General features: G+C 70.9%; 21 protein-coding genes, 1 tRNA gene, 1 pseudogene and 1 riboswitch. Of the genes and pseudogenes, 15 read left to right on the top strand and 8 right to left on the bottom strand.

What is annotated here, in order from left to right; all coding sequences use genetic code 11:
- Positions 1 to 91: 91 nt before the first annotated feature.
- From ACZ7N4_RS11130 to ACZ7N4_RS11090, 9 genes are all read left to right on the top strand, one after another.
- Positions 92 to 742: a SurA N-terminal domain-containing protein gene (locus tag ACZ7N4_RS11130; RefSeq protein ID WP_471356428.1), complete on the top strand. Its 651-nt coding sequence runs from the start codon at positions 92 to 94 to the stop codon at positions 740 to 742.
- A gap of 89 nt (positions 743 to 831) precedes the next feature.
- Entirely contained in the window at positions 832 to 1,854 is a 1,023-nt protein-coding gene (locus ACZ7N4_RS11125; protein ID WP_471356425.1) for a nucleoside triphosphate pyrophosphohydrolase, read from the top strand.
- A 186-nt stretch (positions 1,855 to 2,040) separates the two neighbouring features.
- A complete protein-coding gene (locus tag ACZ7N4_RS11120; RefSeq protein ID WP_471356422.1) occupies positions 2,041 to 3,312 on the top strand; it encodes a cytochrome P450 family protein in 1,272 nt (423 codons plus the stop codon).
- A gap of 168 nt (positions 3,313 to 3,480) precedes the next feature.
- Positions 3,481 to 4,542, top strand: a complete 1,062-nt coding sequence (locus ACZ7N4_RS11115) for a transglycosylase family protein (protein WP_471356420.1) — start codon at positions 3,481 to 3,483, stop codon at positions 4,540 to 4,542.
- Positions 4,543 to 4,725: 183 nt separating this feature from the next.
- Positions 4,726 to 4,902: riboswitch (cyclic di-AMP (ydaO/yuaA leader) on the top strand.
- A gap of 4 nt (positions 4,903 to 4,906) precedes the next feature.
- Positions 4,907 to 5,626 (top strand): transglycosylase family protein, encoded by a 720-nt coding sequence (locus ACZ7N4_RS11110; protein WP_471356417.1) that lies wholly within the window; start codon positions 4,907 to 4,909, stop codon positions 5,624 to 5,626.
- Positions 5,627 to 5,965: 339 nt separating this feature from the next.
- Entirely contained in the window at positions 5,966 to 7,261 is a 1,296-nt protein-coding gene (gene eno / locus ACZ7N4_RS11105; RefSeq protein WP_471356414.1) for a phosphopyruvate hydratase, read from the top strand.
- Between the two features lie 103 nt (positions 7,262 to 7,364).
- Positions 7,365 to 7,841 carry an FtsB family cell division protein gene (locus tag ACZ7N4_RS11100; protein ID WP_471356411.1) on the top strand — a complete coding sequence of 159 codons (477 nt, stop codon included), beginning with the start codon at positions 7,365 to 7,367 and terminating at the stop codon, positions 7,839 to 7,841.
- A 47-nt stretch (positions 7,842 to 7,888) separates the two neighbouring features.
- Complete coding sequence (locus ACZ7N4_RS11095) at positions 7,889 to 8,425, top strand: DUF501 domain-containing protein (protein ID WP_471356408.1); 537 nt, start codon at positions 7,889 to 7,891, stop codon at positions 8,423 to 8,425.
- Positions 8,422 to 9,375, top strand: coding sequence for a Ppx/GppA phosphatase family protein (locus ACZ7N4_RS11090; protein ID WP_471356405.1), 954 nt, complete (start codon positions 8,422 to 8,424; stop codon positions 9,373 to 9,375). Before ACZ7N4_RS11095 ends, ACZ7N4_RS11090 begins: the two co-directional genes overlap by 4 nt.
- A gap of 89 nt (positions 9,376 to 9,464) precedes the next feature.
- On the opposite strand, the gene ACZ7N4_RS11085 is transcribed toward ACZ7N4_RS11090, so the two are convergent.
- The 3 genes from ACZ7N4_RS11085 to ACZ7N4_RS11075 are packed head-to-tail and all read right to left on the bottom strand — an operon-like array spanning position 9,465 to position 10,209.
- Positions 9,465 to 9,734, bottom strand: a complete 270-nt coding sequence (locus ACZ7N4_RS11085) for a type II toxin-antitoxin system RelE family toxin (protein WP_401564910.1) — start codon at positions 9,732 to 9,734, stop codon at positions 9,465 to 9,467.
- Entirely contained in the window at positions 9,731 to 10,003 is a 273-nt protein-coding gene (locus tag ACZ7N4_RS11080; RefSeq protein ID WP_048457331.1) for a type II toxin-antitoxin system Phd/YefM family antitoxin, read from the bottom strand. Before ACZ7N4_RS11080 ends, ACZ7N4_RS11085 begins: the two co-directional genes overlap by 4 nt.
- The gene (locus tag ACZ7N4_RS11075) at positions 10,000 to 10,209 is read right to left on the bottom strand and encodes a hypothetical protein (protein ID WP_471357118.1); all 210 of its coding nucleotides are present in this window, start codon (positions 10,207 to 10,209) and stop codon (positions 10,000 to 10,002) included. Before ACZ7N4_RS11075 ends, ACZ7N4_RS11080 begins: the two co-directional genes overlap by 4 nt.
- Before the next feature lie 171 nt (positions 10,210 to 10,380).
- On the opposite strand from ACZ7N4_RS11075, the gene ACZ7N4_RS11070 reads away from it, so the two are divergent.
- On the top strand, positions 10,381 to 11,238 hold the full coding sequence (locus ACZ7N4_RS11070; protein ID WP_471356401.1) for a DUF2382 domain-containing protein: 858 nt from the start codon (positions 10,381 to 10,383) through the stop codon (positions 11,236 to 11,238).
- A gap of 503 nt (positions 11,239 to 11,741) precedes the next feature.
- On the top strand, positions 11,742 to 13,121 hold the full coding sequence (locus ACZ7N4_RS11065) for an NAD(P)/FAD-dependent oxidoreductase (protein WP_471356399.1): 1,380 nt from the start codon (positions 11,742 to 11,744) through the stop codon (positions 13,119 to 13,121).
- A gap of 90 nt (positions 13,122 to 13,211) precedes the next feature.
- Here ACZ7N4_RS11065 and ACZ7N4_RS11060 read toward each other — a convergent pair whose 3' ends face one another.
- A complete protein-coding gene (locus ACZ7N4_RS11060; protein ID WP_471356397.1) occupies positions 13,212 to 13,871 on the bottom strand; it encodes a hypothetical protein in 660 nt (219 codons plus the stop codon).
- A gap of 307 nt (positions 13,872 to 14,178) precedes the next feature.
- On the opposite strand from ACZ7N4_RS11060, the gene ACZ7N4_RS11055 reads away from it, so the two are divergent.
- Positions 14,179 to 15,471 carry a class I SAM-dependent methyltransferase gene (locus ACZ7N4_RS11055; protein WP_471356394.1) on the top strand — a complete coding sequence of 431 codons (1,293 nt, stop codon included), beginning with the start codon at positions 14,179 to 14,181 and terminating at the stop codon, positions 15,469 to 15,471.
- 94 nt (positions 15,472 to 15,565) lie between these two features.
- Here ACZ7N4_RS11055 and ACZ7N4_RS11050 read toward each other — a convergent pair whose 3' ends face one another.
- Positions 15,566 to 18,094 carry an ABC transporter permease gene (locus ACZ7N4_RS11050; protein ID WP_471356392.1) on the bottom strand — a complete coding sequence of 843 codons (2,529 nt, stop codon included), beginning with the start codon at positions 18,092 to 18,094 and terminating at the stop codon, positions 15,566 to 15,568.
- Positions 18,094 to 18,864 (bottom strand): ABC transporter ATP-binding protein, encoded by a 771-nt coding sequence (locus tag ACZ7N4_RS11045; protein WP_471356389.1) that lies wholly within the window; start codon positions 18,862 to 18,864, stop codon positions 18,094 to 18,096. The genes ACZ7N4_RS11050 and ACZ7N4_RS11045 overlap by 1 nt, the downstream gene beginning before the upstream one ends.
- Positions 18,865 to 19,254: 390 nt before the next feature.
- Here ACZ7N4_RS11045 and ACZ7N4_RS11040 point away from each other — a divergent pair.
- Positions 19,255 to 19,338: transfer RNA gene (locus ACZ7N4_RS11040), tRNA-Leu, on the top strand.
- Between the two features lie 330 nt (positions 19,339 to 19,668).
- Here ACZ7N4_RS11040 and ACZ7N4_RS11035 read toward each other — a convergent pair.
- Positions 19,669 to 20,259: an HD domain-containing protein gene (locus tag ACZ7N4_RS11035; RefSeq protein ID WP_471356386.1), complete on the bottom strand. Its 591-nt coding sequence runs from the start codon at positions 20,257 to 20,259 to the stop codon at positions 19,669 to 19,671.
- Positions 20,260 to 20,272: 13 nt separating this feature from the next.
- Positions 20,273 to 21,399: pseudogene (locus ACZ7N4_RS11030) on the bottom strand (helix-turn-helix domain-containing protein).
- A gap of 173 nt (positions 21,400 to 21,572) precedes the next feature.
- Here ACZ7N4_RS11030 and ACZ7N4_RS11025 point away from each other — a divergent pair.
- Together ACZ7N4_RS11025 and ACZ7N4_RS11020 are read left to right on the top strand one after the other, a co-directional pair.
- Complete coding sequence (locus tag ACZ7N4_RS11025; protein ID WP_471356384.1) at positions 21,573 to 22,097, top strand: hypothetical protein; 525 nt, start codon at positions 21,573 to 21,575, stop codon at positions 22,095 to 22,097.
- Entirely contained in the window at positions 22,084 to 22,644 is a 561-nt protein-coding gene (locus ACZ7N4_RS11020; protein ID WP_471356381.1) for an ATP-binding protein, read from the top strand. Before ACZ7N4_RS11025 ends, ACZ7N4_RS11020 begins: the two co-directional genes overlap by 14 nt.
- Positions 22,645 to 22,792: the final 148 nt, after the last annotated feature.

The raw sequence follows: 22,792 nt of genomic DNA, 5'->3' as shown, positions 1-22,792 counted from the left end.
ACTTTGTGCGCCCGCCCGTCGCCCGACCACCACCCCTGGCGGAGGCGCTGGCGCGCCGCACCTGTCGTTGCAATCTCCCCTGGAGGTCTCCTTGCACCGCCGCCGTCGCACCGCGCTCGTCCTCACCGCCGCGATCGCCGCCGCGGCGCCCCTGCTGACCGCCTGCGGAAGCGATGCGCATCCGGGCGCCGCGGCCGTCGTCGGCGGGCAGCGGATCACCGTCGGCCAGCTGGAGAACCGCGTCGAGGAGGTGCGGCGGGCCCAGCGGGCCGCGGTGCCGGACGAGACGCAGTACCAGCAGGTCGTCTCCTCCACCAGCGGTCTCACCCGCGACACCCTGCACAACATGGTGCTCGACCGGGTGCTGCACCGCGCCGCGCAGGACCGGGCCGTCACGGTCACCCGCAAGGAGATCCAGCAGATGCGCGCGGACCTGGAGCGGCAGGCCGGCGGCAGCAAGGGCCTGGAGGCGGCCTGGCTCCAGAAGTACGGCATCGCCCCCGCCCGCCTCGACGACAACCTGCGCCTGCAGCTGGAGGCGCAGAAGCTCGCCGAGAAGCTCGGCACCGACACCAGCCGGCCCGCCTTCTGGAAGGCGCTGTCCAAGGCGTCCGAGGAACTCCACGTCGACCTCAACCCGCGCTACGGCACCTGGGACGTGCAGAAGAGCAGCCGGGTGGACGCCGAGACGCCGTGGGTGCGGGAGGTCACGACGGCGGGCGGGCAGCCGGTGACGGCGTAGACCGGTCGTACGATCACGTGATCACAGGATCTCCCGGCCCTGTGGACAACGAGATCCGCTCCCTCGCCGCCGTGGGTTACGTTCGAATCGTGAACGAAACCAGCCCCGAACCCCGCGCCGAAGGCCGCCCGGAGCCCCGCGCCGACGCCCGCGAGGGAGCCCCCGGCCGCATCGTCCTGCTCACCACCAGCCACCGCGTCGCCCCCGGCCTGCTGTCCTGGCCCGCCTGGCAGGCCCTGCGCACCGCCGACACCGTGCTGTGTGCGGACGGCGCCCATCCGCAGCTGCCGTACCTGCGCGAGGCCGGGACAGCGGTGACGGAGGCGTCCCCCACCGCGCAGGAGCTGGTCGACGCCTGCGCCGGCGGGCGCACGGTGGTGGTCGTGGCGACGGGCGAGGGCGAGCCGGCGCTCACCGACGGCCTCGCCCGGCTGGCCGGCTCCGGCCGGGTCGCCATGCCGGAGCTGGAGCTGCTCCCCGCCTCCTACGACCTGCCCGGCGCCCGCCTGCTGGACCTCGTGCAGGTCATGGACCGCATCCGCGCCGAGTGCCCCTGGTCCTCCCGGCAGACCCACCAGGGCCTGGCGAAGTACGGCATCGAGGAGGCCTACGAACTGGTCGAGGCGATCGAGGCCGGCGACCGCGCGGAACTGCGCGAGGAGCTGGGCGACGTCCTCCTCCAGGTCGTCTTCCACTCCCGGATCGCCGAGGAGGACCCGGACGCGCCGTTCTCCGTCGACGACGTCGCCGGCGGCATCGTCGCCAAGCTCGTCCACCGGCACCCGCACGTCTTCGGCGACGAGGAGGCCGAGACCCCGGAGGACGTCAAGGAGCACTGGCTGCGCACCAAGGCCGAGGAGAAGCGGCGCACCTCGGTCACGGAGGGCGTCCCGCTCGGCCAGCCCGGCCTGGCCCTCGCCGCCAAGCTCGCCTCCCGCACCCGCACGGCGGGCCTTGCGGTCCCCCTGCCCCAGGGCGAGGGCATCGGGTACGAACTGCTGGCACTGGCGGTCCGCGCCGAGGCGGACGGCGTCGACCCGGAGGCGGCCCTGCGGGCGGCGGCGCGGGCGTACCGGGACGCGATACGGGCCGCTGAGGGGCTGCCAGGTTGAGAACCCGGGGCGTGGGGCCGGCGTGACGGCCGAGGCGCGGGAGCCGAGGCGCGCGGTGCTGGGCGGGCTCCGCCGCTCACGGCCCGCGGCGCCGCGGGCCGAGGAGGTGCTGGAGCGCGGGCGGGCCCGGCCCCTGCCCCGGAGGCCTGGACGCGGTGAGGCCGGCCGGCCGGATACCGTCGAGGAGTGACCGAGCAGCACAGCCCCGACCAGCCCGCGCCCGCCCTCTTCACGTGGGAGTTCGCAGCCGACCCCTACCCGGCGTACGCCTGGCTGCGCGAGCACGCCCCCGTGCACCGGACGCGGTTGCCGAGCGGGGTCGAGGCCTGGCTGGTCACCCGGTACGCCGATGCCCGGCAGGCCCTGGCCGACCAGCGGCTGAGCAAGAACCCGGCGCACCACGACGAGCCCGCGCACGCCAAGGGCAAGACGGGCATCCCGGGCGAGCGCAAGGCCGAGCTGATGACCCATCTGCTGAACATCGACCCGCCGGACCACACCCGGCTCAGGAAGCTCGTCAGCAAGGCGTTCACCCCCCGCCGGGTCGCCGAGTTCGCCCCCCGGGTGCAGGAGCTGACCGACCACCTCATCGACCAGTTCGCGAAGACGGGGTCCGCCGACCTCATCCACGAGTTCGCCTTCCCGCTCCCCATCTACGCCATCTGCGACCTGCTCGGCGTCCCGCGCGAGGACCAGGACGACTTCCGGGACTGGGCGGGCATGATGATCCGGCACGGCGGAGGCCCCCGGGGCGGGGTCGCCCGGTCGGTGAAGAAGATGCGCGGCTATCTCGCCGAGCTCATCCACCGGAAGCGCGAGGCGCTGCCCGCCGCGCCCACGCCCGGCGAGGACCTCATCTCCGGCCTCATCCGTGCCTCCGACCACGGTGAGCACCTCACCGAGAACGAGGCCGCCGCCATGGCCTTCATCCTGCTCTTCGCCGGCTTCGAGACGACCGTCAACCTCATCGGCAACGGCACCTACGCCCTGCTCACCCACCCCGACCAGCGCGCGCGGCTGCAGACCTCCCTGGCCCGCGGCGAACGGGACCTGCTGGAGACGGGAGTCGAGGAACTCCTGCGCTACGACGGCCCGGTGGAGCTGGCGACCTGGCGGTTCGCCACCGAGCCGCTCACCGTCGGCGGGCAGGACATCGCGCCGGGCGACCCGGTGCTCGTCGTCCTCGCCGCCGCCGACCGGGACCCGGAGCGGTTCGCCGACCCGGACGTGCTGGACCTCGGCCGCCGCGACAACCAGCACCTCGGTTACGGCCACGGCATCCACTACTGCCTGGGCGCGCCGCTGGCCCGCCTGGAGGGCCAGACCGCGCTCGCCACCCTGCTCACCCGCCTGCCCGACCTGCGCCTCGCCGCCGATCCGGCCGAGTTGCGCCGGCGCGGCGGACTCATCATGCGCGGCCTGCGCACCCTGCCCGTCGAGTTCACGCCCACGGCCTGACCACAAGCCCTCCAGGGCAAGATGACAGACGTTCAACTCTGTGATCTTCACGTGATCTGCGCGGCATGAACTTGTGACAAGTGATCGTCTGCCTATACGTTCACCCATCAGCGCGGCGACGGGCTCCATCCGCCGCGCCGGCCCTGCTGTCGCTCGAAAGGCTTCTGCATGCTCTCCGGGAACGGTCGACACCGTCGCCCCCGTCAGGCCCCGGCTCTCCTCGTCGCGGCCGGAGTGACCGGCTCCGCCATCGCCATCCCGCTCCTCGGCGCGGCGAGCGCCAGCGCGGCCGACGGCGGCACCTGGGACAAGGTGGCCGAGTGCGAGAGCGGCGGCTCCTGGAGCGCGAACCCCGGCAACGGGTACTACGGCGGCCTCCAGATCTCCCAGGAGGACTGGAACGCGTACGGCGGCGGGCAGTACGCGGCCAGCCCCGACCAGGCCAGCCGCAACCAGCAGATCGCCGTCGCCGAGAAGATCCTCGCCGACAAGGGCACCACCCCGTGGGCCACCTGCGCCCTGCTGTCCGGCCTGACCACCGACTCGGGCTCCGTGGATGTCGACACGGGCGTCGGCTCCGACGACAAGGGCGGTTCGGGCGGGACATCCGGATCGACCGAGAAGTCCGACACCTCCGGTACGTCCGACCCGTCGGGGTCCTCCGACGACTCCGGTGCGTCAGGTTCGCCGGATTCGCCGTCTTCGACCGGTACCGGCTCCGACGCCGGCTCCGGTTCCTCCGCGGACCCCACGGCCACGCCGACCGGCAAGACGGGCAAGGACGCCGGTGCGGACACCGACTCCACGGGGACCGACACCACCAAGTCCGACAAGTCCGCCTCGCCGGACGCCGGTGACTCCCGGGGGCCCGGTGACGGCTCCGCCCCCGCCACCCCGGAGGCGGGCGTCGAGAACGACCCGCAGCGGGCCGCCGGTTCGTGGAGCCTGGTCGACACCGGGGCGCTCGGTGGCGGACGTCACCGTGGGGCGAGTGCGGACGAAAGCGTGACAAACGGTCAGGACGACGCGTCGGGCCGGCACGCGTCCCGCGGAACGGACACGTACACCGTCCGCCAGGGCGACTCCCTCGTCTCCATCGCCGACTCCCTTGACGTCGACGGCGGGTGGCGCGCGCTCTACGCGGACAACAAGAAGGCCATCGGGTCCGACCCGAACCACATCACCGCCGGTCAGGCGCTGGACGTCGCGGGTGAAACAGACGCGAACTAGGCGGAGTTGACGCCCCATTTGACGCCGTAATGTCCGGTTTGGCGAAAGTGTGGGATGAGTCTCAGAAGCCCTGATCGTCTTTGAAATTCCGCGCGGCGCGTGTCTACGGTCGAGGCCGCTCGTCACCACGAGCCCCGGCGGCCGCAACGCCGAATCCTGCCAGCGGCCACCCGGGAACAGTCGTCGCGTCAAGCGCCGTAGGCAGGAGCGGGGGACCCAAGGTAGGCGCCGGGACCGGCAGTTGAAGCTGGAACCGGCTGGGGGTGAAGCCGCGACTTCCGCGCAAGCGGGAGCGCGGCCGGGCAAACTCAACCGGCCCGAACCCGACAGCTCACCTCGCAGGCGTCGGTGAGGGGATCGATCCATGCTGTTTACCGGCAAGGGCAAGCACCGCCGTCCGTCCAAGGCCGTCCGAGCCGTCGCGCTCGCCGGTGTCACCGGCGCGGCCGTCGCCGCCCCGCTGATGGCGGCCGGCAACGCCTCCGCCGCCACCACCGCCGAGTGGGACAAGGTCGCCCAGTGCGAGTCCGGCGGCAACTGGTCCATCAACACCGGCAACGGCTACTACGGCGGTCTGCAGTTCTCCGCCTCCACCTGGGCCGCCTACGGCGGCACGCAGTACGCCGCCAGCGCCGACCAGGCCTCCAAGTCCCAGCAGATCTCGGTCGCCGAGAAGGTCCTGGCCGCGCAGGGCAAGGGCGCCTGGCCGGTCTGCGGCACGGGCCTGTCCGGCACCCCGTACAACGGCTCCGCCCCGAGCGCCCCCTCGACCTCGGGCGGCACCGGCGGCTCGGGCGGCAGCACCGGTTCGGACGGCACCGCCGCCCGCTCCACCGACCAGCAGTCCACCACCCGCTCCACCACGCGGACCGCCCCGTCGACGGAGAAGACCGTCACCACCCCGACCGGCAAGAAGGTCAAGAAGGGTGACGGCGAGTACAAGGTCGTCGCGGGTGACACCCTGGGAGCCATCGCCCAGCAGCACGGCGTCAAGGGCGGCTGGCACAAGCTGTTCGAGCTGAACAAGGACATCGTCCAGGACGCCAACCTCATCTACCCGGGCCAGCAGCTGCACCTGAAGTAAGAGGAGCGGCCGGCGGACCCCGCGGTCACCGCCGTGCGGGTCCCCCAGGGCCCGCCCGGCCCCCCAAGACCCCGTGCGGGCCACCCCCCGTCCCCACGGGCGCCCCGCCCCGGTGCGTGTTCCCCCGTACGCACCGGGGCGGGGCTTTTTTCTGCCCCGGGAGCACCGAGCTTCCCGAAGCCCTTTGTTTGGCGGCGAAACAAAAGGTACCGTCGGCATGTCCACGGGACGGTCGGTCGGTGGCCGACGCCCCCGGGACGGTTAGGCTCTAGTCGCAAGGCACAGCCGTAAGGCACCCAGCCCCGCACTTCCAGCGTCACATCCAAGAAGGAGATGCTCGTGCCGTCCATCGACGTCGTCGTAGCCCGGGAAATCCTGGACTCCCGAGGCAACCCCACGGTCGAGGTCGAGGTCGGCCTCGACGACGGCAGCACGGGTCGTGCCGCCGTCCCGTCCGGCGCCTCGACCGGCGCCTTCGAGGCCATCGAGCTGCGCGACGGTGACCCGAACCGCTACCAGGGCAAGGGCGTCGAGAAGGCCGTCCTCGCCGTGATCGAGCAGATCGGCCCGGAGCTGGTCGGCTACGACGCCACCGAGCAGCGCCTGATCGACCAGGCCATGTTCGACCTGGACGCCACCGACAACAAGGGCTCCCTCGGCGCCAACGCCATCCTCGGCGTCTCGCTCGCCGTCGCCCACGCCGCCTCCGAGGCCAGCGACCTGCCCCTCTTCCGCTACCTGGGCGGCCCGAACGCGCACCTGCTGCCGGTGCCGATGATGAACATCCTGAACGGCGGCTCGCACGCCGACTCCAACGTGGACATCCAGGAGTTCATGATCGCCCCGATCGGCGCGGAGTCCTTCTCCGAGGCCCTGCGCTGGGGCACCGAGGTCTACCACACGCTGAAGAAGGTCCTGAAGAACAAGGGCCTGTCCACCGGCCTCGGCGACGAGGGCGGCTTCGCCCCGAACCTCGGCTCCAACCGTGAGGCGCTCGACCTCATCCTGGAGGCGATCAAGGAGGCCGGCTACGCCCCCGGCGAGCAGATCGCGCTCGCCCTCGACGTCGCCGCGTCCGAGTTCTACAAGGACGGCTCCTACCTCTTCGAGGGCAAGGAGCGCACGGCCGCCGAGATGACCGAGTACTACGCCGAGCTGGTCGAGGCGTACCCGCTGGTCTCCATCGAGGACCCGCTGTTCGAGGACGACTGGGACGGCTGGAAGACCATCACCGACAAGCTCGGCGACAAGGTCCAGCTCGTCGGCGACGACCTGTTCGTCACCAACCCCGAGCGCCTGGCCCGCGGCATCGAGGAGGGCGCCGCCAACGCCCTGCTGGTCAAGGTCAACCAGATCGGCTCGCTGACCGAGACGCTGGACGCCGTCGAGCTGGCCCAGCGCAACGGCTTCAAGTGCATGATGTCCCACCGCTCCGGCGAGACCGAGGACGTCACCATCGCCGACCTGGCCGTCGCCACCAACTGCGGCCAGATCAAGACCGGCGCCCCGGCCCGCTCCGAGCGCGTCGCCAAGTACAACCAGCTGCTGCGCATCGAGGAGATCCTCGACGACGCCGCGGTGTACGCCGGCCGCAGCGCGTTCCCGCGCTTCCGCGGCGCGATCTCCAAGGGCTGAGCCAACCTGGCGTAAGGCCTAGCCAGTCGTACGTACGTCCCCGCACCCGGTCCCGTACCGTGTCCGGGGACGTACGCGTGTGTGTGAACGGGAGGCGGGGAAGATGGCAGTGAAGGACCGTGACCGGTTCTCCACCGCGACCAGGCTGCGGCTGCTCGGCGAGCAGACGGCCGCCCGGGTCTACCGCTCCCAGACCAAGCGGCAGGCCCGCCGCTCCCGGCTCACCGGCCGAGCGGCCCTGCTCGCGCTGGTGCTCTGCTCCCTGGTCGTCGCCCTCGCCTATCCGATGCGGCAGTACGTCTCCCAGCGCGCGGAGATCGCCGACCTCCGGCGGCAGCGGGAGCAGGCCCGCGAGCGGGTCGGGCAGCTGCGCGACCTGAAGGCGCGCTGGCAGGACGACGCCTACGCCGAGCAGCAGATCCGCCGCCGGCTGCACTACGTGCGTCCCGGCGAGACCGGGTACGTGGTCATCGACCCGGGCGCGGCCAAGCAGTCCCGCGCCGACCTCGGGGCCGCCCACCGGCCCTGGTACGCGAACGTCTGGGACGGCGTCGACAAGTCCGACGCCTCCGACCAGTGAGCCGGCGACACGGCCGGTACGACCAGAAAGCCACTCTGAAAGCAGTCATGGAAACGCCTCCGCCGCCCACTCCGCGCACCGAGCCCACCGACGCGGACGTAGAGGCCTTCAAGCAGCAGCTGGGCCGCCCGCCGCGAGGCCTGAGGGCCATCGCGCACCGTTGCCCGTGCGGTCAGCCGGACGTCGTGGAGACGGCGCCGCGCCTGCCCGACGGCACGCCCTTCCCGACGCTGTACTACCTGACGTGCCCGAAGGCGTCCTCCGCCATCGGCACGCTGGAGGCGAACGGCGTGATGAAGGAGATGACCGAGCGGCTGCAGAGTGATCCCGAGCTGGCCGCCGCCTACCGGGCCGCGCACGAGGACTACGTCCGGCGCCGGGACGAGATCGAGGTCCTCCAGGGCTTCCCGAGCGCCGGCGGCATGCCGGACCGGGTCAAGTGCCTGCACGTGCTCGTCGCCCACTCGCTGGCCGCCGGCCCCGGTGTGAACCCGCTCGGCGACGAGGCCCTGGCGATGCTGCCTCAGTGGTGGAGCAAGGGCGCGTGCGTGACGTTCGACGAGACCGAGGGGGAGCAGCAGTGACCCGTGTCGCCGCCGTCGACTGCGGCACCAACTCCATCCGCCTGCTGGTCGCCGACGCCGACCCGGAGACGGGCGAACTGACCGATCTGGACCGCCGGATGACCATCGTGCGGCTCGGCCAGGGCGTCGACCGCACCGGCCGGCTCGCCCCCGAGGCGCTGGAGCGCACCTTCGCGGCCTGCCGCGAGTACGCGGCCGTCATCAAGGAGTACGGCGCCGAGCGGCTCCGCTTCGTCGCCACCTCCGCCTCCCGCGACGCCGAGAACCGGGACGACTTCGTGCGGGGCGTGCTGGACATCCTCGGGGTCGAGCCGGAGGTCATCACCGGTGACCAGGAGGCGGAGTTCTCCTTCACCGGTGCCACGAAGGAACTCGCCGGCCGCACCGACCTGACCCGGCCCTACCTGGTCGTGGACATCGGCGGCGGCTCCACGGAGTTCGTCGTCGGCGACGACCACGTGCGCGCCGCCCGGTCGGTGGACGTCGGCTGCGTGCGGATGACCGAGCGGCACCTGGTGCACGAGGGCCGGGTGAGCGACCCGCCCACCGAGGAGCAGATCGCCGCCATAAGGGCCGACATCGAGGCCGCCCTGGACCTCGCCGAGCAGACGGTCCCGCTGCGCGAGGCGCGGACTCTGGTGGGCCTGGCGGGCTCCGTCACCACGGTGTCCGCGATCGCCCAGGAGCTGCCCGCGTACGACTCCGCGCGCATCCACCACTCCCGGATCTCCCGGGACCGCGTCCGCGAGATCACCGACTGGCTGCTGCGTTCCACCCACGCCGAGCGCGCCGCGGTCCCCTCCATGCACCCGGGCCGGGTCGACGTCATCGGTGCGGGCGCCCTCGTCCTGCTCGCGATCATGGAGCGGACCGGCGCGGAGGAGGTCGTGGTGAGCGAGCACGACATCCTTGACGGGATCGCTTGGAGTTGCGCCTCCGAGGCGTGTTAGCGAGCGATCCTCGACCGGCATCGCTCGTTACGCGGCGAGCGGAGCACGTTGAAGGGCGGTGCCCGGCGATATGGGTGCCGGGCGGGGCGTCACAGGCTGCGGTAGACGTCCCGCCGATCGCCCACCTTGACGACCAGGATGACGAGTTCGCCGTCGTTGATCTGATAAGCGATCCGGTAGCTTCCGACCCGCAGCCGGTAGAGCCCGGACGGGCCGGTGAGTTTCTTGACGTCGGCGTCCTGGCGGTACGGGTCGTCACCGAGTGCGGTCAGCGCGGTCAGGATGCGCATGGCGTCGGGTCGGCTGATGGCCCGGAGCTGCCGCTGCGCCGCCGTGGTGAACCGGAAGGCGTACTTCACGCCGCCTCGCCGTCCTGCTCGGTGAACAGGTCCGCCAGCAGTTCCGCCATGGTCACGGTGGTGCCGCCCTCGGCCAGCACCGCTTCGGCCTCGCGCGCCAGCATCACGTCGGCCGCTTCCTCCAGCGCTTCGAAGTCCGAAATCGGAACCACGGCCGCCACCGGGGCGCCATTACGCGTGATGACGGTCGGGACGCCTTCCTCGGCCCGGTTGATGTGGTCGGCGAGGTGGGCTCGGGCTTCCCGTACGGTCACGGTGTTCTCAGTCATGAGCCCAGTGTACGCGCGTTCGTGTACACGCAGGTATCTGTCCGAGTTGCGTTCGTGGGCGATCCTCGACGGGATCGGTGGTCTTTGGCCTGACCGCCTACGGCTCGCCATCCGTTGAGCCGGCAGAGCCCGGACGGACCGGTGAGTTTCTCGACGTCGGCGTCCTCGCGGGACGGGTCGTCAGCGAGCTCGGCCGGCGCGGTCAGGTGAACGGGTCGGCGACGGCATCGCCCGGTCGGTGACGTGGCCGCAGTGCACTGAGGTGCGGCGGAGCACCCGCGAGAATTATGTGCTTTTTGTGGCTGGTGGTTCGTTTCGCCCTTTTGGTGACGGTGAACTCGGCGGGGGAGTCGCTTCACAGAAGGGTGAGACGAACCATGATCAACAGAGAGCAGATCCCAACCGTCCTGGACCATCCGGTCCTCGGCGAGGACGGGAAGAAGATCGGCGAGGCCAAGCACGTCTTCCTCGACGACACGACGGGCGCCCCGGAGTGGATCTCGGTCAAGACCGGGATGTTCGGCGGCCACGAGACCTTCGTGCCCATCCGTGACGCCCGTGTGGTCGACGACCACACGGAGGTCCCGTACTCCAAGAGCCAGGTCAAGGACGCCCCGCACGTCGACGTCGAGGGCGGGGGTCATCTCTCGGAGGACGAGGAACACCGGCTCTTCGACTACTACGGCCTCGACTGGGACGAATCGTGGTCGCGCGCCAACCAGCCCGGTGAGGGCGGCTGGGCCCACCAGGGCGGAACGGGTGCGGCCGGGACCGCCGGCGCCGCGGGTGCGGCCGCCGGGGCGCGCCGGGACTCGGGTGACGACGCCATGACCCGCTCCGAGGAGCAGATGCGCGTCGGCGTGGAACGCCGTGAGGCGGGCCGTGCCCGGCTGCGCAAGTACGTGGTCACCGAAGAGGAGGAGCGCACCGTTCCGCTGCGCCACGAAGAGGTGCGCGTCGAACGCGAGCCGATCACCGAGGCCAACCGCGATGCCGCGATGTCCGGCCCCGACATCAGCGAGAACGAGCACGAGGTGGTGCTGCACGAGGAGCGGCCGGTCGTGGAGACCGAGGCCGTGCCGGTGGAGCGGGTGCGCCTGACCGCCGAGGAGCAGGCCGAGCAGGAGACTGTGCGCGGACGCGTCCGCAAGGAGCACATCGAGAGCAGCGCCGAGGAGGCGGACGACGGCCGTCCCGGCGGCGAGCGCCGCGGAATGGGGCCGGAGCGCCGGTAGGGGCGGTCCGCAAGGGGCCGTTCCGGGTGTCGGCGGGCACCCAGACCGGGTGCCCGCCGCGTGCGATCCGCACTGGTCAGCAGCCTTCGGGTGAGCGCGTGTGGTCCCGGTTGAGCAGGTCCCGGACACCCTGCGGCCACACTCCGCGCTCCCCCGCCGGGAAAGTTCGTGAAGTTCTTCACAAGGAATTCCGTCCCGGTGGCGCCCCAAACGCCTTCAGATCCCCCATCCGAGGGGTCAACTGGCCTTTGAACATGTTCAGGAGAGGAGTGCGGGCCCCCTTAGGACCACGCGTCCCGAGAGGTGTTTCGTCTCGCTCACCGTGCCCTCCCGAGCCCAGAGAGGCAGCTCACGCGGCATTGACAACGGGGTGTACCGCGCACCGGTTCCCGTCGGCCGCCATGATCTGCGTCACGCGAGCCGCGGAGTGTAGCACAGGCACTGTCGAAGCTTGTGAAGGGGCGCACGAGCCAGCCCCTCCAACCGGGTGGATACTCGATGGCATGAGCACCACGGAGCGTCCCAGGATCCTCGTAGTAGGCGGTGGGTACGTAGGCCTGTACGCAGCTCGGCGCATCCTCAAGAAGATGCGCTACGGCGAGGCGACCGTCACGGTCGTCGACCCCCGGTCGTACATGACCTACCAGCCCTTCCTCCCCGAAGCCGCCGCCGGCAACATCTCCCCTCGCCATGTCGTCGTCCCGCTGCGACGCGTGCTGCCGAAGGCGGAGGTCCTCACCGGCCGGGTCACCACCATCGACCAGGACCGCAAGGTAGCCACGATCGCCCCGCTGGTCGGCGAGGCGTACGAGCTGCCCTTCGACTACCTGGTCATCGCGATGGGCGCGGTCTCCCGCACCTTCCCGATCCCCGGCCTCGCCGAGCAGGGCATCGGCATGAAGGGCATCGAGGAGTCCATCGGCCTGCGCAACCATGTGCTGGAGCAGCTGGACAAGGCCGACTCCACGACCGACGAGGAGATCCGCCGCAAGGCGCTCACCTTCGTCTTCATCGGTGGTGGCTTCGCGGGCGCGGAGACCATCGGCGAGGTCGAGGACATGGCCCGGGACGCCGCCAAGTACTACAAGAACGTGTCCCGCGAGGACATGCGCTTCATCCTGGTCGACGCCGCCGACAAGATCCTTCCCGAGGTCGGCCCCAAGCTCGGCCAGTACGGCAAGGAGCACCTCGAAGGCCGCGGTGTGGAGATCTACCTCTCCACCTCCATGGACTCCTGCGTCGACGGCCACGTCGTGCTGAAGAACGGCCTTGAGGTCGACTCCAACACCATCGTGTGGACCGCCGGCGTCAAGCCGAACCCGGCCCTCTCCCGCTTCGGTCTGCCCCTCGGCCCCCGCGGCCACGTCGACTGTGAGCCCACGCTCCAGGTCAAGGGCACGGACTACATCTGGGCCGCCGGTGACAACGCACAGGTCCCGGACCTCGTCGGCCGCAAGGCGGGCAACGAGAACGCCTGGTGCCCGCCGAACGCCCAGCACGCGCTGCGCCAGGCCAGGGTGCTCGGCGACAACGTGGTCTCCGGTATGCGGGGCTTCCCGCAGAAGGAGTACGAGCACGCCAACAAGGGTGCGGTCGCCGGTCTCGGCCTGCACAAGGGCGTGGCGATGATCGTCATGGGCAAGATGAAGATCAAGCTCAAGGGCCGCCTCGCCTGGTACATGCACCGTGGCTACCACGGCATGGCGATGCCGACCTGGAACCGCAAGATCCGCGTCTTCGCCGACTGGACCCTCGGCATGTTCCTCAAGCGCGAGGTCGTGTCGCTGGGCGCCATGGAGAACCCCCGCGAGGAGTTCTACGAGGCCGCCAAGCCGGCGCCGGTCGCCGCGAGCAAGTCCGAGGAGAAGGCCAAGGCCTCCTGACCTCAGGTTCACCAGCCCGGCCCGAAGGGGCCGCCCGCCATCCGTGGTGCGGGCGGCCCCTTCGGGCTGTGTGCGGTCGTCCACGGCCGCTCAGAGGGAGCGCGGGGCCTCGGTGGACCGGGTGTCCCCGTCGGACTGCGCCTGGTGGTCGTCCGGCACCTTGACGCTGTCCAGGGCGCGCTGGTGGTCGCGGTCCATCTGGTCCGAACCGCCGCTCCTGGAAAGGGTGAACACGGTGACCAGGTACTTGCCGTGGTCGACGAATTCGATGTGCCCCTCGGTGCCGTCGGGTGCCGTCAGCTCCGCACTCAGTTCCCGGTGGCCGTCCGCGGTGACGCCCTCCTCGACGTCGGTGCTGCGCACCTGACTGCCGGAGGACTTGACTTCGGCGTTGTAGCCGTCGACGTTCGCCTTGAGGGTGGCCTTGAGGTCCCACGGAGCGGACGGATCGGTGCCGGGCACATCCTCCACGCCGAAGATGATGCCGCCGTACGGGGTCCGCACCGTATAGCAGTGAGTGTTCACACCGTCCTCCTTCGACTTGTCGACCTCGGCCTTGCCGGGGAGCTGGACCGAGATGCCGCTCGGGGCGTCGGTGGTCCGCGTCCAGTGGGCGGTGACGTCGGTGACGGCCGCGGGCTGCGACGCCGGGGCGGCAAACGCGGTGCCGGGCAGCAGGACACCACCGGAGACCACCGTGGCGGAGGCGGCGAGGAAGGTGAGGCGCTGGAGGCGGGAGAGACGGGTCATCGGGATGCACATCCTTGGGAGAGGGGAAGGGGGGATGTCTCCATTACGACCCGGGGCCCGGGGGCGGGTCATGCCCCGGCTTCCCGTGGCACGCGGATTCGGGACTTGACCCGGCCCGGCGTTCGGCGCACAATCCCGCGCCCCTCGCTTCCGCCCGTCCGCTCCCGCCGCACGGGTGGTCCGGCGGCGAAGTCCGGCCGACACGGCCGCGGAGTGTCGCCATCCGCATACGGACGGGAATGAGCTCGGCGTAGGCGATCGTTTGCCGGTAGACGGTGTCAGACGTCTCAAGACGGAGGTGTGCGCCATGGCCGAAGCCGCGCAGCGGCTGAGGAGTCTTGCCGAGCAGGTGCTGGGGACCCCGCTCCCGGTACGCCTGAAGGCCTGGGACGGCTCGCAGGCGGGCCCGCCGGACGCGCCGGCGCTCGTCGTGCGCAACCGCCGCGCCCTGCGCCGCATGCTGTTCAAACCGGGCGAACTGGGCCTCGCCCGCGCCTGGGTCTCCGGTGACCTGGACATCGAGGGCGACCTGTACACCACCCTCGACGCGATGGCGGGTCTCGTCTGGGAGCGCGGCGAGGACGCCCGCAGTCCCGCCCAGGCCCTGCGCGACCCCGCTGTCCGGGCCGCCGTCCGCGAGCTGCTGAAACTGGCCGGCCCGCCGATCCCGCCCGCCCCGCCGCGCGAGGAGATCCGCAGGCCCCGCCGCAATCTGCACACGCGCCGCACGGACAGGCGGGCCATCAGCCACCACTACGACGTCGGCAACGACTTCTACGAGATCGTCCTCGGCCCGTCCATGGTGTACTCCTGCGCCTACTGGGAGGACGCCGGAACCCTGGAGACCGCCCAGCGCGACAAGCTCGAACTCGTCTGCGCCAAGCTCGGTCTGAGGGAGGGTCGGCGGCTGCTGGACGTCGGCTGCGGCTGGGGCTCCATGGCCATCCAGGCGGCCCGTGAGCACGGCGTGAGCGTCGTCGGCGTCACGCTGTCCCAGGAGCAGGCGGCGTACGCCCGCAAGCGCGTCGCCGACGAGGGGCTGACCGACCGGGTGGAGATCAGGGTCCAGGACTACCGGGACGTGACGGACGGCCCCTTCGACGCGATCTCCTCCATCGGCATGGCGGAACACGTCGGCGCCGAACGGTACCTGGAGTACGCCCGCCGGCTGCACGACCTGCTGAAGCCCGGCGGCCGGCTGCTCAACCACCAGATCGCCCGCCGCCCCCAGTCCGACGAGTCGGCGTACGAGGTCGACGCGTTCATCGACTCCTACGTCTTCCCGGACGGCGAACTCGCCCCCATCGGCACCACCGTCACCCAGTTGGAACGGGCCGGCTTCGAGGTCCGGGACGTGGAGTCCATCCGCGAGCACTACGCCCGCACCCTGCGCCGCTGGGTCACCAACCTGGAGGCCGACTGGGACCGCGCGGTCCGGCTCACGGGCCCGGGCCGGGCCCGGGTCTGGCGGCTGTACATGGCCGCCTCCGCGCTCGCCTTCGAACGCAACAACATCGGGGTCAACCAGGTGCTCGCGATCCGCACCCCGGAGTCCGGCGCCTCCGGTCTCCCGCTGCGACCGCGCACCTGGCACGGCTGACCGGCGGCGCGGCTGACCGGCGGCACGGCAGAGGGGGCCCCTTCCCGAGGGGCCCCCTTCATCGTCGTACGTCCGTCCGCTCGTCGCGCTCCGTCTACTCGGCCTTGATGGCCGCGAGCATGTTCAGCCGGGCCGCGCGGCGGGCCGGCCACAGGGCGGCCAGGACGCCGACCGCGCCCGCCAGCAGCAGGAAGACCGCCATCCGGCCCCAGGGCAGCACCAGCTCGTACGTCGGCATCTTGGTGCCCAGCAGTTCGCCGGCCGCCCAGCCGAAGAACACGCCCAGACCGATGCCCAGTACCCCGCCGAACAGGGAGATCACGAGGGACTCCAGGCGGACCATCCGCTTGACCGCCCTGCGGTCCAGGCCGATCGCGCGCAGCATGCCGATCTCCTGCGCCCGCTCGAAGACGGACATGGCCAGCGTGTTGATCACACCGAGCACCGCGACGATCACCGCCATGCCGAGCAGGCCGTAGACCATGTTCAGCATCAGCGTGAACATCTGCGCGATCTCGTTGGATATGTCCTGCTTGTCCTGGACCTTGATCGCCGGGTTGGTGCCGAGGGTCCTCTCCAGCCGGTCCTTGACCGCGTCGGAGGCGCCGTGCGCGGTCTTGACCATGACCTGCATGTCGGCCGGGTCGCTCAGGTGCGGGGTGAGGACCTTGTTGTCGAGGATGATCCCGTTGATCATGTCGTTGCCCTCGTAGACCCCCGCGACCGTCAGCCGCCGCGCCTTGCCGTCCTCGAAGTGCGCGGTGAACCGGGAGCCGGCCTTCCAGCCGTGCTTCTCGGCCCGGTCCTCGTCCACGACGACCCGCGTGCCGCCCACCGTGAAGGAGCCGTCGGTCACCTTCAGGTCGGTCAGCTCGCCGATGGCCGCGCCGTCGACACCGGTCAGGTACTCCGTGCCGCCGTCGACGCGGGACGCGCCGTTGCGCAGCGGGCTGCTGGTGGTGACCTCACCGGCGGCGGCGAGCTTCTTCTCCACCTCGGGGGAGAGTGGGCCGCGGTTGGCCATCGAGACGACGTAGTCGGCGCGGATCGCCGAGCTGGCCATCTTGTCGATGGACTGCTGCAGGCTGCCCGCCATCACCGTCATTCCGGTGATCAGGGTCAGGCCGATCATCAGCGCGGAGGCGGTGGCCGCGGTACGGCGCGGGTTGCGGACCGAGTTCTGCCGGGCCAGCTTGCCCGACACCCCGAAGGCGCGCAGCACCGGCGCGGCGGCGGCGATCAGCGGGCGGGACAGCAGCGGGGTCAGGATGAACACGCCGATGATGAGCAGGACCGCGCCGATGCCCATCGCGCCCTGGCCGGTGTCGGCGTTCATCCGCGTGCCGGCGAGGACCACCGCGATGCCGGCCGCCGCGAACAGCGAGCCCAGCGTGTTGCGCAGCACCAGCGACTTGGTCGTGGCCTTGGCGTGGACGCTGCTCATCGCCGCGACCGGCGGGATCTTCGCGGCCCGGCGGCCGGGCAGCCAGGCGGCCAGCATGGTGATGAGGACGCCGACCGCGAGGGCGGTGACCACCGTGCCGGGACTGATCACCAGCGGTCCGTCGGGCACGCTCGCACCGAAGGAGCCCAGCAGGGAGCGCAGGCCCGCGCCGATGCCGACACCGGCGGCGAGGCCGGTCACACCGGCGACCGAGCCGACCGCGAACGCCTCGATGAGCACCGAGCGGGTGACCTGGCGGCGGGAGGCGCCGACCGCCCGCAGCAGGGCCAGCTCGCGGGTGCGCTGGGCGACCAGCATGGTGAAGGTGTTGGCGATGATGAACGTGCCGACGAACAGGGCGATGCCGGCGAACACCAGCAGGCCCTGCTTCAGGCTGCTCATGGAGGAGGAGATCGCCTGGGCCTGGTCCTCGGCGAGCTGCGCGCCGGTGGTGGTGTCCACCAGCTTCGCGGGCAGGGCCTTGTCCAGCTCGGTCTTGAGCGCCGCCTGGCTGGTGCCGGGCGCGGCCTGCACGTCGATCTCGTCGTACGTGCCCTTCTTGCCGAACAGGGACTGCGCGGTCGCGGTGTCGAACAGGGTGAGGCTGCCGCCCGCGGCGACGTTGCCGTCGTCGGTGGTGAAGATGCCGCTGACGGTGGGCGTGAGGACCGGGCCGTCGACGGAGAGGCGCACGGTGTCGCCGACCCGGTAGCCGGCCCGCTTCGCGGTCGCCGAGTCGATCGCCACCTCGTGGCTGTTGCGCGGGGCGTGGCCGCCGACCAGCGGGTAACGCGGGTCCTTGGCACCCCAGTAGTTGCCGCCGGCGGACTGCCAGTCGCCGCCGACGAGCTTGCCGTCCTTGTCGGCGAGGGCGGTGAAGCCGGTGACGACACCGGTGGCGGAGGCGGCGCCGGGGACCTTGGCGGCCTTGTCGAGCAGGGCCCGGGTCAGCCGGGGCGTCGTGCCGACCTTGTCGCCCTCGGACTCCTGGTACTCGGGCTGTACGGCGACGTCGACGCGGTCGAAGCCCTTGGCGGAACTCTTCTGGTAGGCGTCGGAGATGGTGTTGGTGAAGACCAGCGTCCCGGAGACGAACGCCACGCCGAGCATGACGGCGAGCACGGTCATCAGGAGCCGGGCCTTGTGCGCGAGGACGTTGCGCAGGGCGGTGCGGAACATCAGCTGGTACGGCCCTTCGCGTCGAACTGCTTCATCAGGTCGAGGACGGAGTCGGCGGTCGGGCCGTACATCTCGTCGACGATCCGCCCGTCGGCCAGGAAGACCACGCGGTCGGCGTAGGCGGCGGCCACCGGGTCGTGGGTGACCATGACGACGGTCTGGCCGAGCTCGCGCACGGAGTTGCGCAGGAAGCCGAGGACCTCGGCGCCGGAGCGGGAGTCCAGGTTCCCGGTCGGCTCGTCACCGAAGATGATCTCGGGCCGGGAGGCGAGGGCGCGGGCGACGGCGACGCGCTGCTGCTGGCCGCCGGAGAGCTGCGCGGGCCGGTGGCTGAGCCGCCCGGACAGCCCGACCATCTGGATGACCCGGTCCAGCCACGCCTTGTCCGGCTTCCGCCCGGCGATGTCCATCGGGAGGGTGATGTTCTCCAGGGCGGTCAGCGTGGGCAGCAGGTTGAACGCCTGGAAGATGAAGCCGATCTTGTCCCGGCGCAGCTTGGTGAGCTGCTTGTCCTTCAGGGACCCCAGTTCGGTGTCCCCGATGCGGACGGACCCGGAGGAGAAGGTGTCCAGCCCGGCCACGCAGTGCATCAGCGTGGACTTGCCGGAGCCGGACGGCCCCATGATCGCGGTGAACTCGGCCGCCCGGAAGTCGACGGAGACCCGGTCCAGGGCGACCACCCGGGTCTCACCCTGCCCGTAGATCTTCGACAGCTCCGTGGCGCGTGCGGCCACGGCGGTGGACCGGCCGGCGGTGGGTGTGGTGGTCACGGGAGGGTGCTCCTGTCGGTACGACGTCTTTTCGTGGGGACCGATCCATCGTCCCGGCGCGCGGCGCGCCTGGAGTCAGTCGCTGTTCCGGTTCCGGGGGGCGACTCGGGTCGGACGGAGCGGCCCGGTGTCATACCTGGGGAGGACGGGCGACCCTGACATCCGCCGGACGGAGAACAGGTGGAGCGCCCTCGTTCGGACGGTGAAATTCCGTCATTTCACGTACGCGCGCAAAGCCCTCACGCCACGCTATTGGCAAGTGCGGATGGCGAGTTCCCGCGGCTGATGCACCCTCAGACCTCAATAAAATAAGACAACATCGGTCCACCCGCCCGCTGTTCGGGGGAGGGGTCCCGATAGGGTCGAACCTCGAAGCGGAGCCCATGGCCTGCCCGGATGGTGGAATGCAGACACGGCGAGCTTAAACCTCGCTGCCCCTTCGCGGGCGTGCCGGTTCAAGTCCGGCTCCGGGCACTCTCGTAATAACGCAGTGTGACAGTGGAGATCGCCTTACGGCGCCGTTCTCCCCACCTCGAACTGGCGCACACTGCCCCTGCCTGCCTCCATGGCGTAGGCCAATGCCAGTGCCCGGTCGTACGGTGGCCGTGTCCAAGCCGCCGATGCGCTCGGACGCATGCGAAATGCCCCGCCCCGGAAAACCAGGGTGGGGCACGCCCATGGCCGGGGTCAGCCGGCGGTGCCACACAGGTACGGCCGACGCTCGCGCGGCCCGTTGTGTTCCTGGTGCCGTGAGGCGCGGGCCCAAACGACGCACTGGGCCGCTTGCGATGGTCCTGCTGGCCGTCAGCGCGGTGTCTCGCCGAGGGCGGCGCGCAGCCAGTCCAGGGAACCGGTTTCCAGTACGGCGTCCGCGAGGGCCTGGCCGCTCTTGGTAGTGATTCGGCCGCGGCTGTTGTCGATCCACCGCTGTACGTCGGTGTAGCCCTGGGCCCGGTACTCCAGACCCTGGATCATGCACTCCAGCTTGTCGGCATCCCGGGCGCAGACAGCCTCCGGACTCTCCTTCGCCTCGTACTCGCCGACCAACGTGCGGATCGCGGTGGCCAGGTCCTCGGGCATGCCGGCGACCTGGTCGGCGGTGATGTCGCGCGGGTCCGCCTCGCCCTTGCTGTACTTCTTGCCCAGGTGATTGACGTCGCCGGTGCGGGTCTCCTGGGAGTCGTGCCACACCGCGAGGAAGGCGGCCCGAGCTGGGTCGGCTCCTTCCAGTTGGGCGATGATCGAGGCGATAAGGGCGGTGCGCCAGGAGTGGTCTGCTACGGACTCCGGGTCCTTGACGCCGGCCATCCACCAGCCGCTGCGCCTGGTGTTCTTGAGCGTCCCCGCCTCATACAGGAAGCGCGCTACCGCAGTCAGCTCCTGGTCCTCGGACACCGTGGGGCTCCTCTCACGCCTCGGCGAGGCGGATCGCGTACCGGATGCTCTCCAGCTCTCGCCGTGCTCGCGGCGAGAAGTCTCCGCTATCCAACATGATCGGCAGCCTCTCGCGTAGGGCGCGGGCGGCTTCGCCGGACCGCAGCAGGTTGGGGCGCACCTGGAGCAGCGCCCACACGCTGTGTACGTTGAGGTCCACGTAGCCGTGTTCGGGGGCGATCCCGGATACGAGGTGGGCCAGCAGTTTGTCTCCGTGCCAGGGGCACAGTGAGCCGTCCGCGATGAAGTCATCCGAGAGTTGCGGCACGGGCGCCTCGCCCACCCAGTACGCCCAATAGGCCAGGTTGGCGGCCTCGCCGGCGTCGTCGTCCAGCAGGGCAGAGTCGATGAAGTGAGCCATGAGGTCACGGTCACCGTGCCGGGCGGCAATCGCTGCTACGGAGCGATGGTTGAGCCAGGCCGTCAGCCAGTCGTCGGGGCGCTCGGTGCGCTGCTGGCGGGCCAGCCACTCGGCGGTGTCCGGGTCTCGGTCGTACCCGGACAAGTAGAGCGCCTGCCTGCGCAGCAGGAACTGCCCGGGTCTGCGCGCCTGTTCGGCTGTGGCCCGCATGCTCTTGAAGAAGGTGCGCCGCTCGGCCGCGGTGAGCCGGGGCTCGGTCGGGGCGGGGCCTCGGCGGGCGCGGGCCGGCCGGGGCAAGGCGCGGATAGGTCCGGGGGCGACTCCGTTGAGCGGCCAGACCAGGACCTCCGCGAGCTCCCGCTGCATGACCATGGCGCCCAGTGGACTCTCCTCGGCAGGGGTGTCCTCGTTCAGGGCGCTGGCCAGCAGCACGTCCGCCTCCAGGGCGCGCTCCAGCGCCTGGAGCAGTACAGGGGAGGTGCCCATCTGCATGAGCCGGTGCCGTAAGGCGAGCATCTGGCCGACGGTACGGCCGTGAGGGGACGGCGGCCGGTTTCCCACCCGGCGATCGTGTCTGAGGACACCCGCAGCCGCTCGGCCGTCTCGTCCTGGGTGTAGCCCTGCTGCTCGCGGATCACCCGCAGGACGTACCCGCTGAGCAGGCCCGTCCGGGGCCGCGCGGCCTGACCCGTACTGCCGGTCGTGGTTTGTCGAGCCCTTGGCTGCATGAGCAGTCCAATCCTGGTGGTTTGCCCAGCACCACCTGTACTCACGGTCACTTCAGGGGCGGCCCGCGACTACATACGGTCGTGGCTATCCCTGAATCAGGCTACTTGGGAGGCCGCGAGACATGGGCACCGTTCAGCATGTTCACCACCCGTCGGTGGCACCGCCAGGTACCAGAGCAGACGTAGTGAGCGGCGCCGAGCGGCGCCTGGCCGTCGAGCACTGGCTCCTCATGGCGACAGAGGACCGAGGCCGGGCATGGCTGGAGTGGGAGGGGGAAGGGGTGGCTCTGCTGCGCTGCGGGGGAGTCTTCAGCGTTGTCCGTATCAGCCTCGCCCTGGTGCACGCCGCGGCCGGTACGGACGTCCCGCAGGAGGTGGACGCGTACCTGCGCCGTGCCCTGCTCGGCGGTCCCGTCTTCGCACACCTGACGACCCCGAGCTATTACGTGCTGGTGGGCAACACCACCGGCCTGCGCCCGGAGTGGGAGCAGGCCAGGGACAACGCGGAGTTCATGGGGCGCGGCCACCTCCTGGGAGTTCCAGCACTGGACGCCACCAGCCCGGCCCGCCACAGCTACTGGTGCGTGGAGATGGACAGCCCCGGAGACCTGGCCGCGGCGGACACCGTTTCGCAGCTTGTTCAGACGGGCCGCTACCGGCTCGCCGGCGGCGAAAGGCTCCTTGGTGGGGGACGTCATGCTCCGGAGTAGCCACCCCAGCAGCGGCACCAGGCTGGAGGCGGAGGACGGCTCGCCGGTCGTCACCACCGTGCTGCCACGCGAACCTGCATCGGTTCCGCTGGCGCGCCGCCTGGTGCGCCACACCCTGGCGGACTGGCGGCTGCCGCACCTGGTCGACGCGGCTGAGCTGGTCGTGGCCGAGCTGAGCGCCAACGCCGTCGAGCACGCGCGGCGCGACTCGTTCCGGGTGACGCTCCGGCGCGGTACCGGCGACCGCGTGCGCGTGGCCGTCACGGACAAGAGCACCACCGAGCCGGTGCTACGGCCCATGGACGCCGAGACGGAGAGCGGCCGTGGCCTGGCCCTGGTCGCCGCCCTCGCGTGCCAGTGGGGAACGGAACCCCTGGGGTGGGGCAAGCGCGTATGGGCGGACCTGGAGCCTGACCAGCACGACGAAGCGGGGCCGGCCGACGCTCTCCCGATGTACTCCAGCCACAGGGCCCAACTGCTGTACGTGCTGATAGTCGTCGTACTCGGCGTGACGATCGGCGTGGCTGTCGTCTCCCGCACCCCGTGATGGCGGAGTGGTTCACCGGCGACTGCTGGCGCTGCGATGACGACGGCGTGCCGGTGACCTGGGTCGGCCCCGCACAGTCCGAAGGACGATACGCCCCCATCAACCTGTGCGCCGTGGAGCGCAAGTTCTGGCGGCACGTCATGGGCCG

Source organism: Streptomyces sp. NPDC107654, from assembly GCF_055639035.1.
The sequence above is the reverse complement of the archived record's forward strand: the minus strand, read 5'-3'. Positions and strand labels throughout refer to the sequence as shown.

What these genes read in the sequence shown, in the direction of transcription:
- ACZ7N4_RS11100 (WP_471356411.1), top strand. Translation starts at nt 7,365, where the DNA reads ATGGCAGTGAAGGACCGTGACCGGTTCTCCACCGCGACCAGGCTGCGG.
- ACZ7N4_RS11110 (WP_471356417.1), top strand. Translation starts at nt 4,907, where the DNA reads ATGCTGTTTACCGGCAAGGGCAAGCACCGCCGTCCGTCCAAGGCCGTC.
- ACZ7N4_RS11070 (WP_471356401.1), top strand. Translation starts at nt 10,381, where the DNA reads ATGATCAACAGAGAGCAGATCCCAACCGTCCTGGACCATCCGGTCCTC.
- ACZ7N4_RS11060 (WP_471356397.1), bottom strand. Translation starts at nt 13,871, where the DNA reads ATGACCCGTCTCTCCCGCCTCCAGCGCCTCACCTTCCTCGCCGCCTCC.
- ACZ7N4_RS11095 (WP_471356408.1), top strand. Translation starts at nt 7,889, where the DNA reads ATGGAAACGCCTCCGCCGCCCACTCCGCGCACCGAGCCCACCGACGCG.
- ACZ7N4_RS11065 (WP_471356399.1), top strand. Translation starts at nt 11,742, where the DNA reads ATGAGCACCACGGAGCGTCCCAGGATCCTCGTAGTAGGCGGTGGGTAC.
- ACZ7N4_RS11115 (WP_471356420.1), top strand. Translation starts at nt 3,481, where the DNA reads ATGCTCTCCGGGAACGGTCGACACCGTCGCCCCCGTCAGGCCCCGGCT.
- ACZ7N4_RS11020 (WP_471356381.1), top strand. Translation starts at nt 22,084, where the DNA reads ATGCTCCGGAGTAGCCACCCCAGCAGCGGCACCAGGCTGGAGGCGGAG.
- ACZ7N4_RS11050 (WP_471356392.1), bottom strand. Translation starts at nt 18,094, where the DNA reads ATGTTCCGCACCGCCCTGCGCAACGTCCTCGCGCACAAGGCCCGGCTC.
- ACZ7N4_RS11055 (WP_471356394.1), top strand. Translation starts at nt 14,179, where the DNA reads ATGGCCGAAGCCGCGCAGCGGCTGAGGAGTCTTGCCGAGCAGGTGCTG.
- ACZ7N4_RS11080 (WP_048457331.1), bottom strand. Translation starts at nt 10,003, where the DNA reads ATGACTGAGAACACCGTGACCGTACGGGAAGCCCGAGCCCACCTCGCC.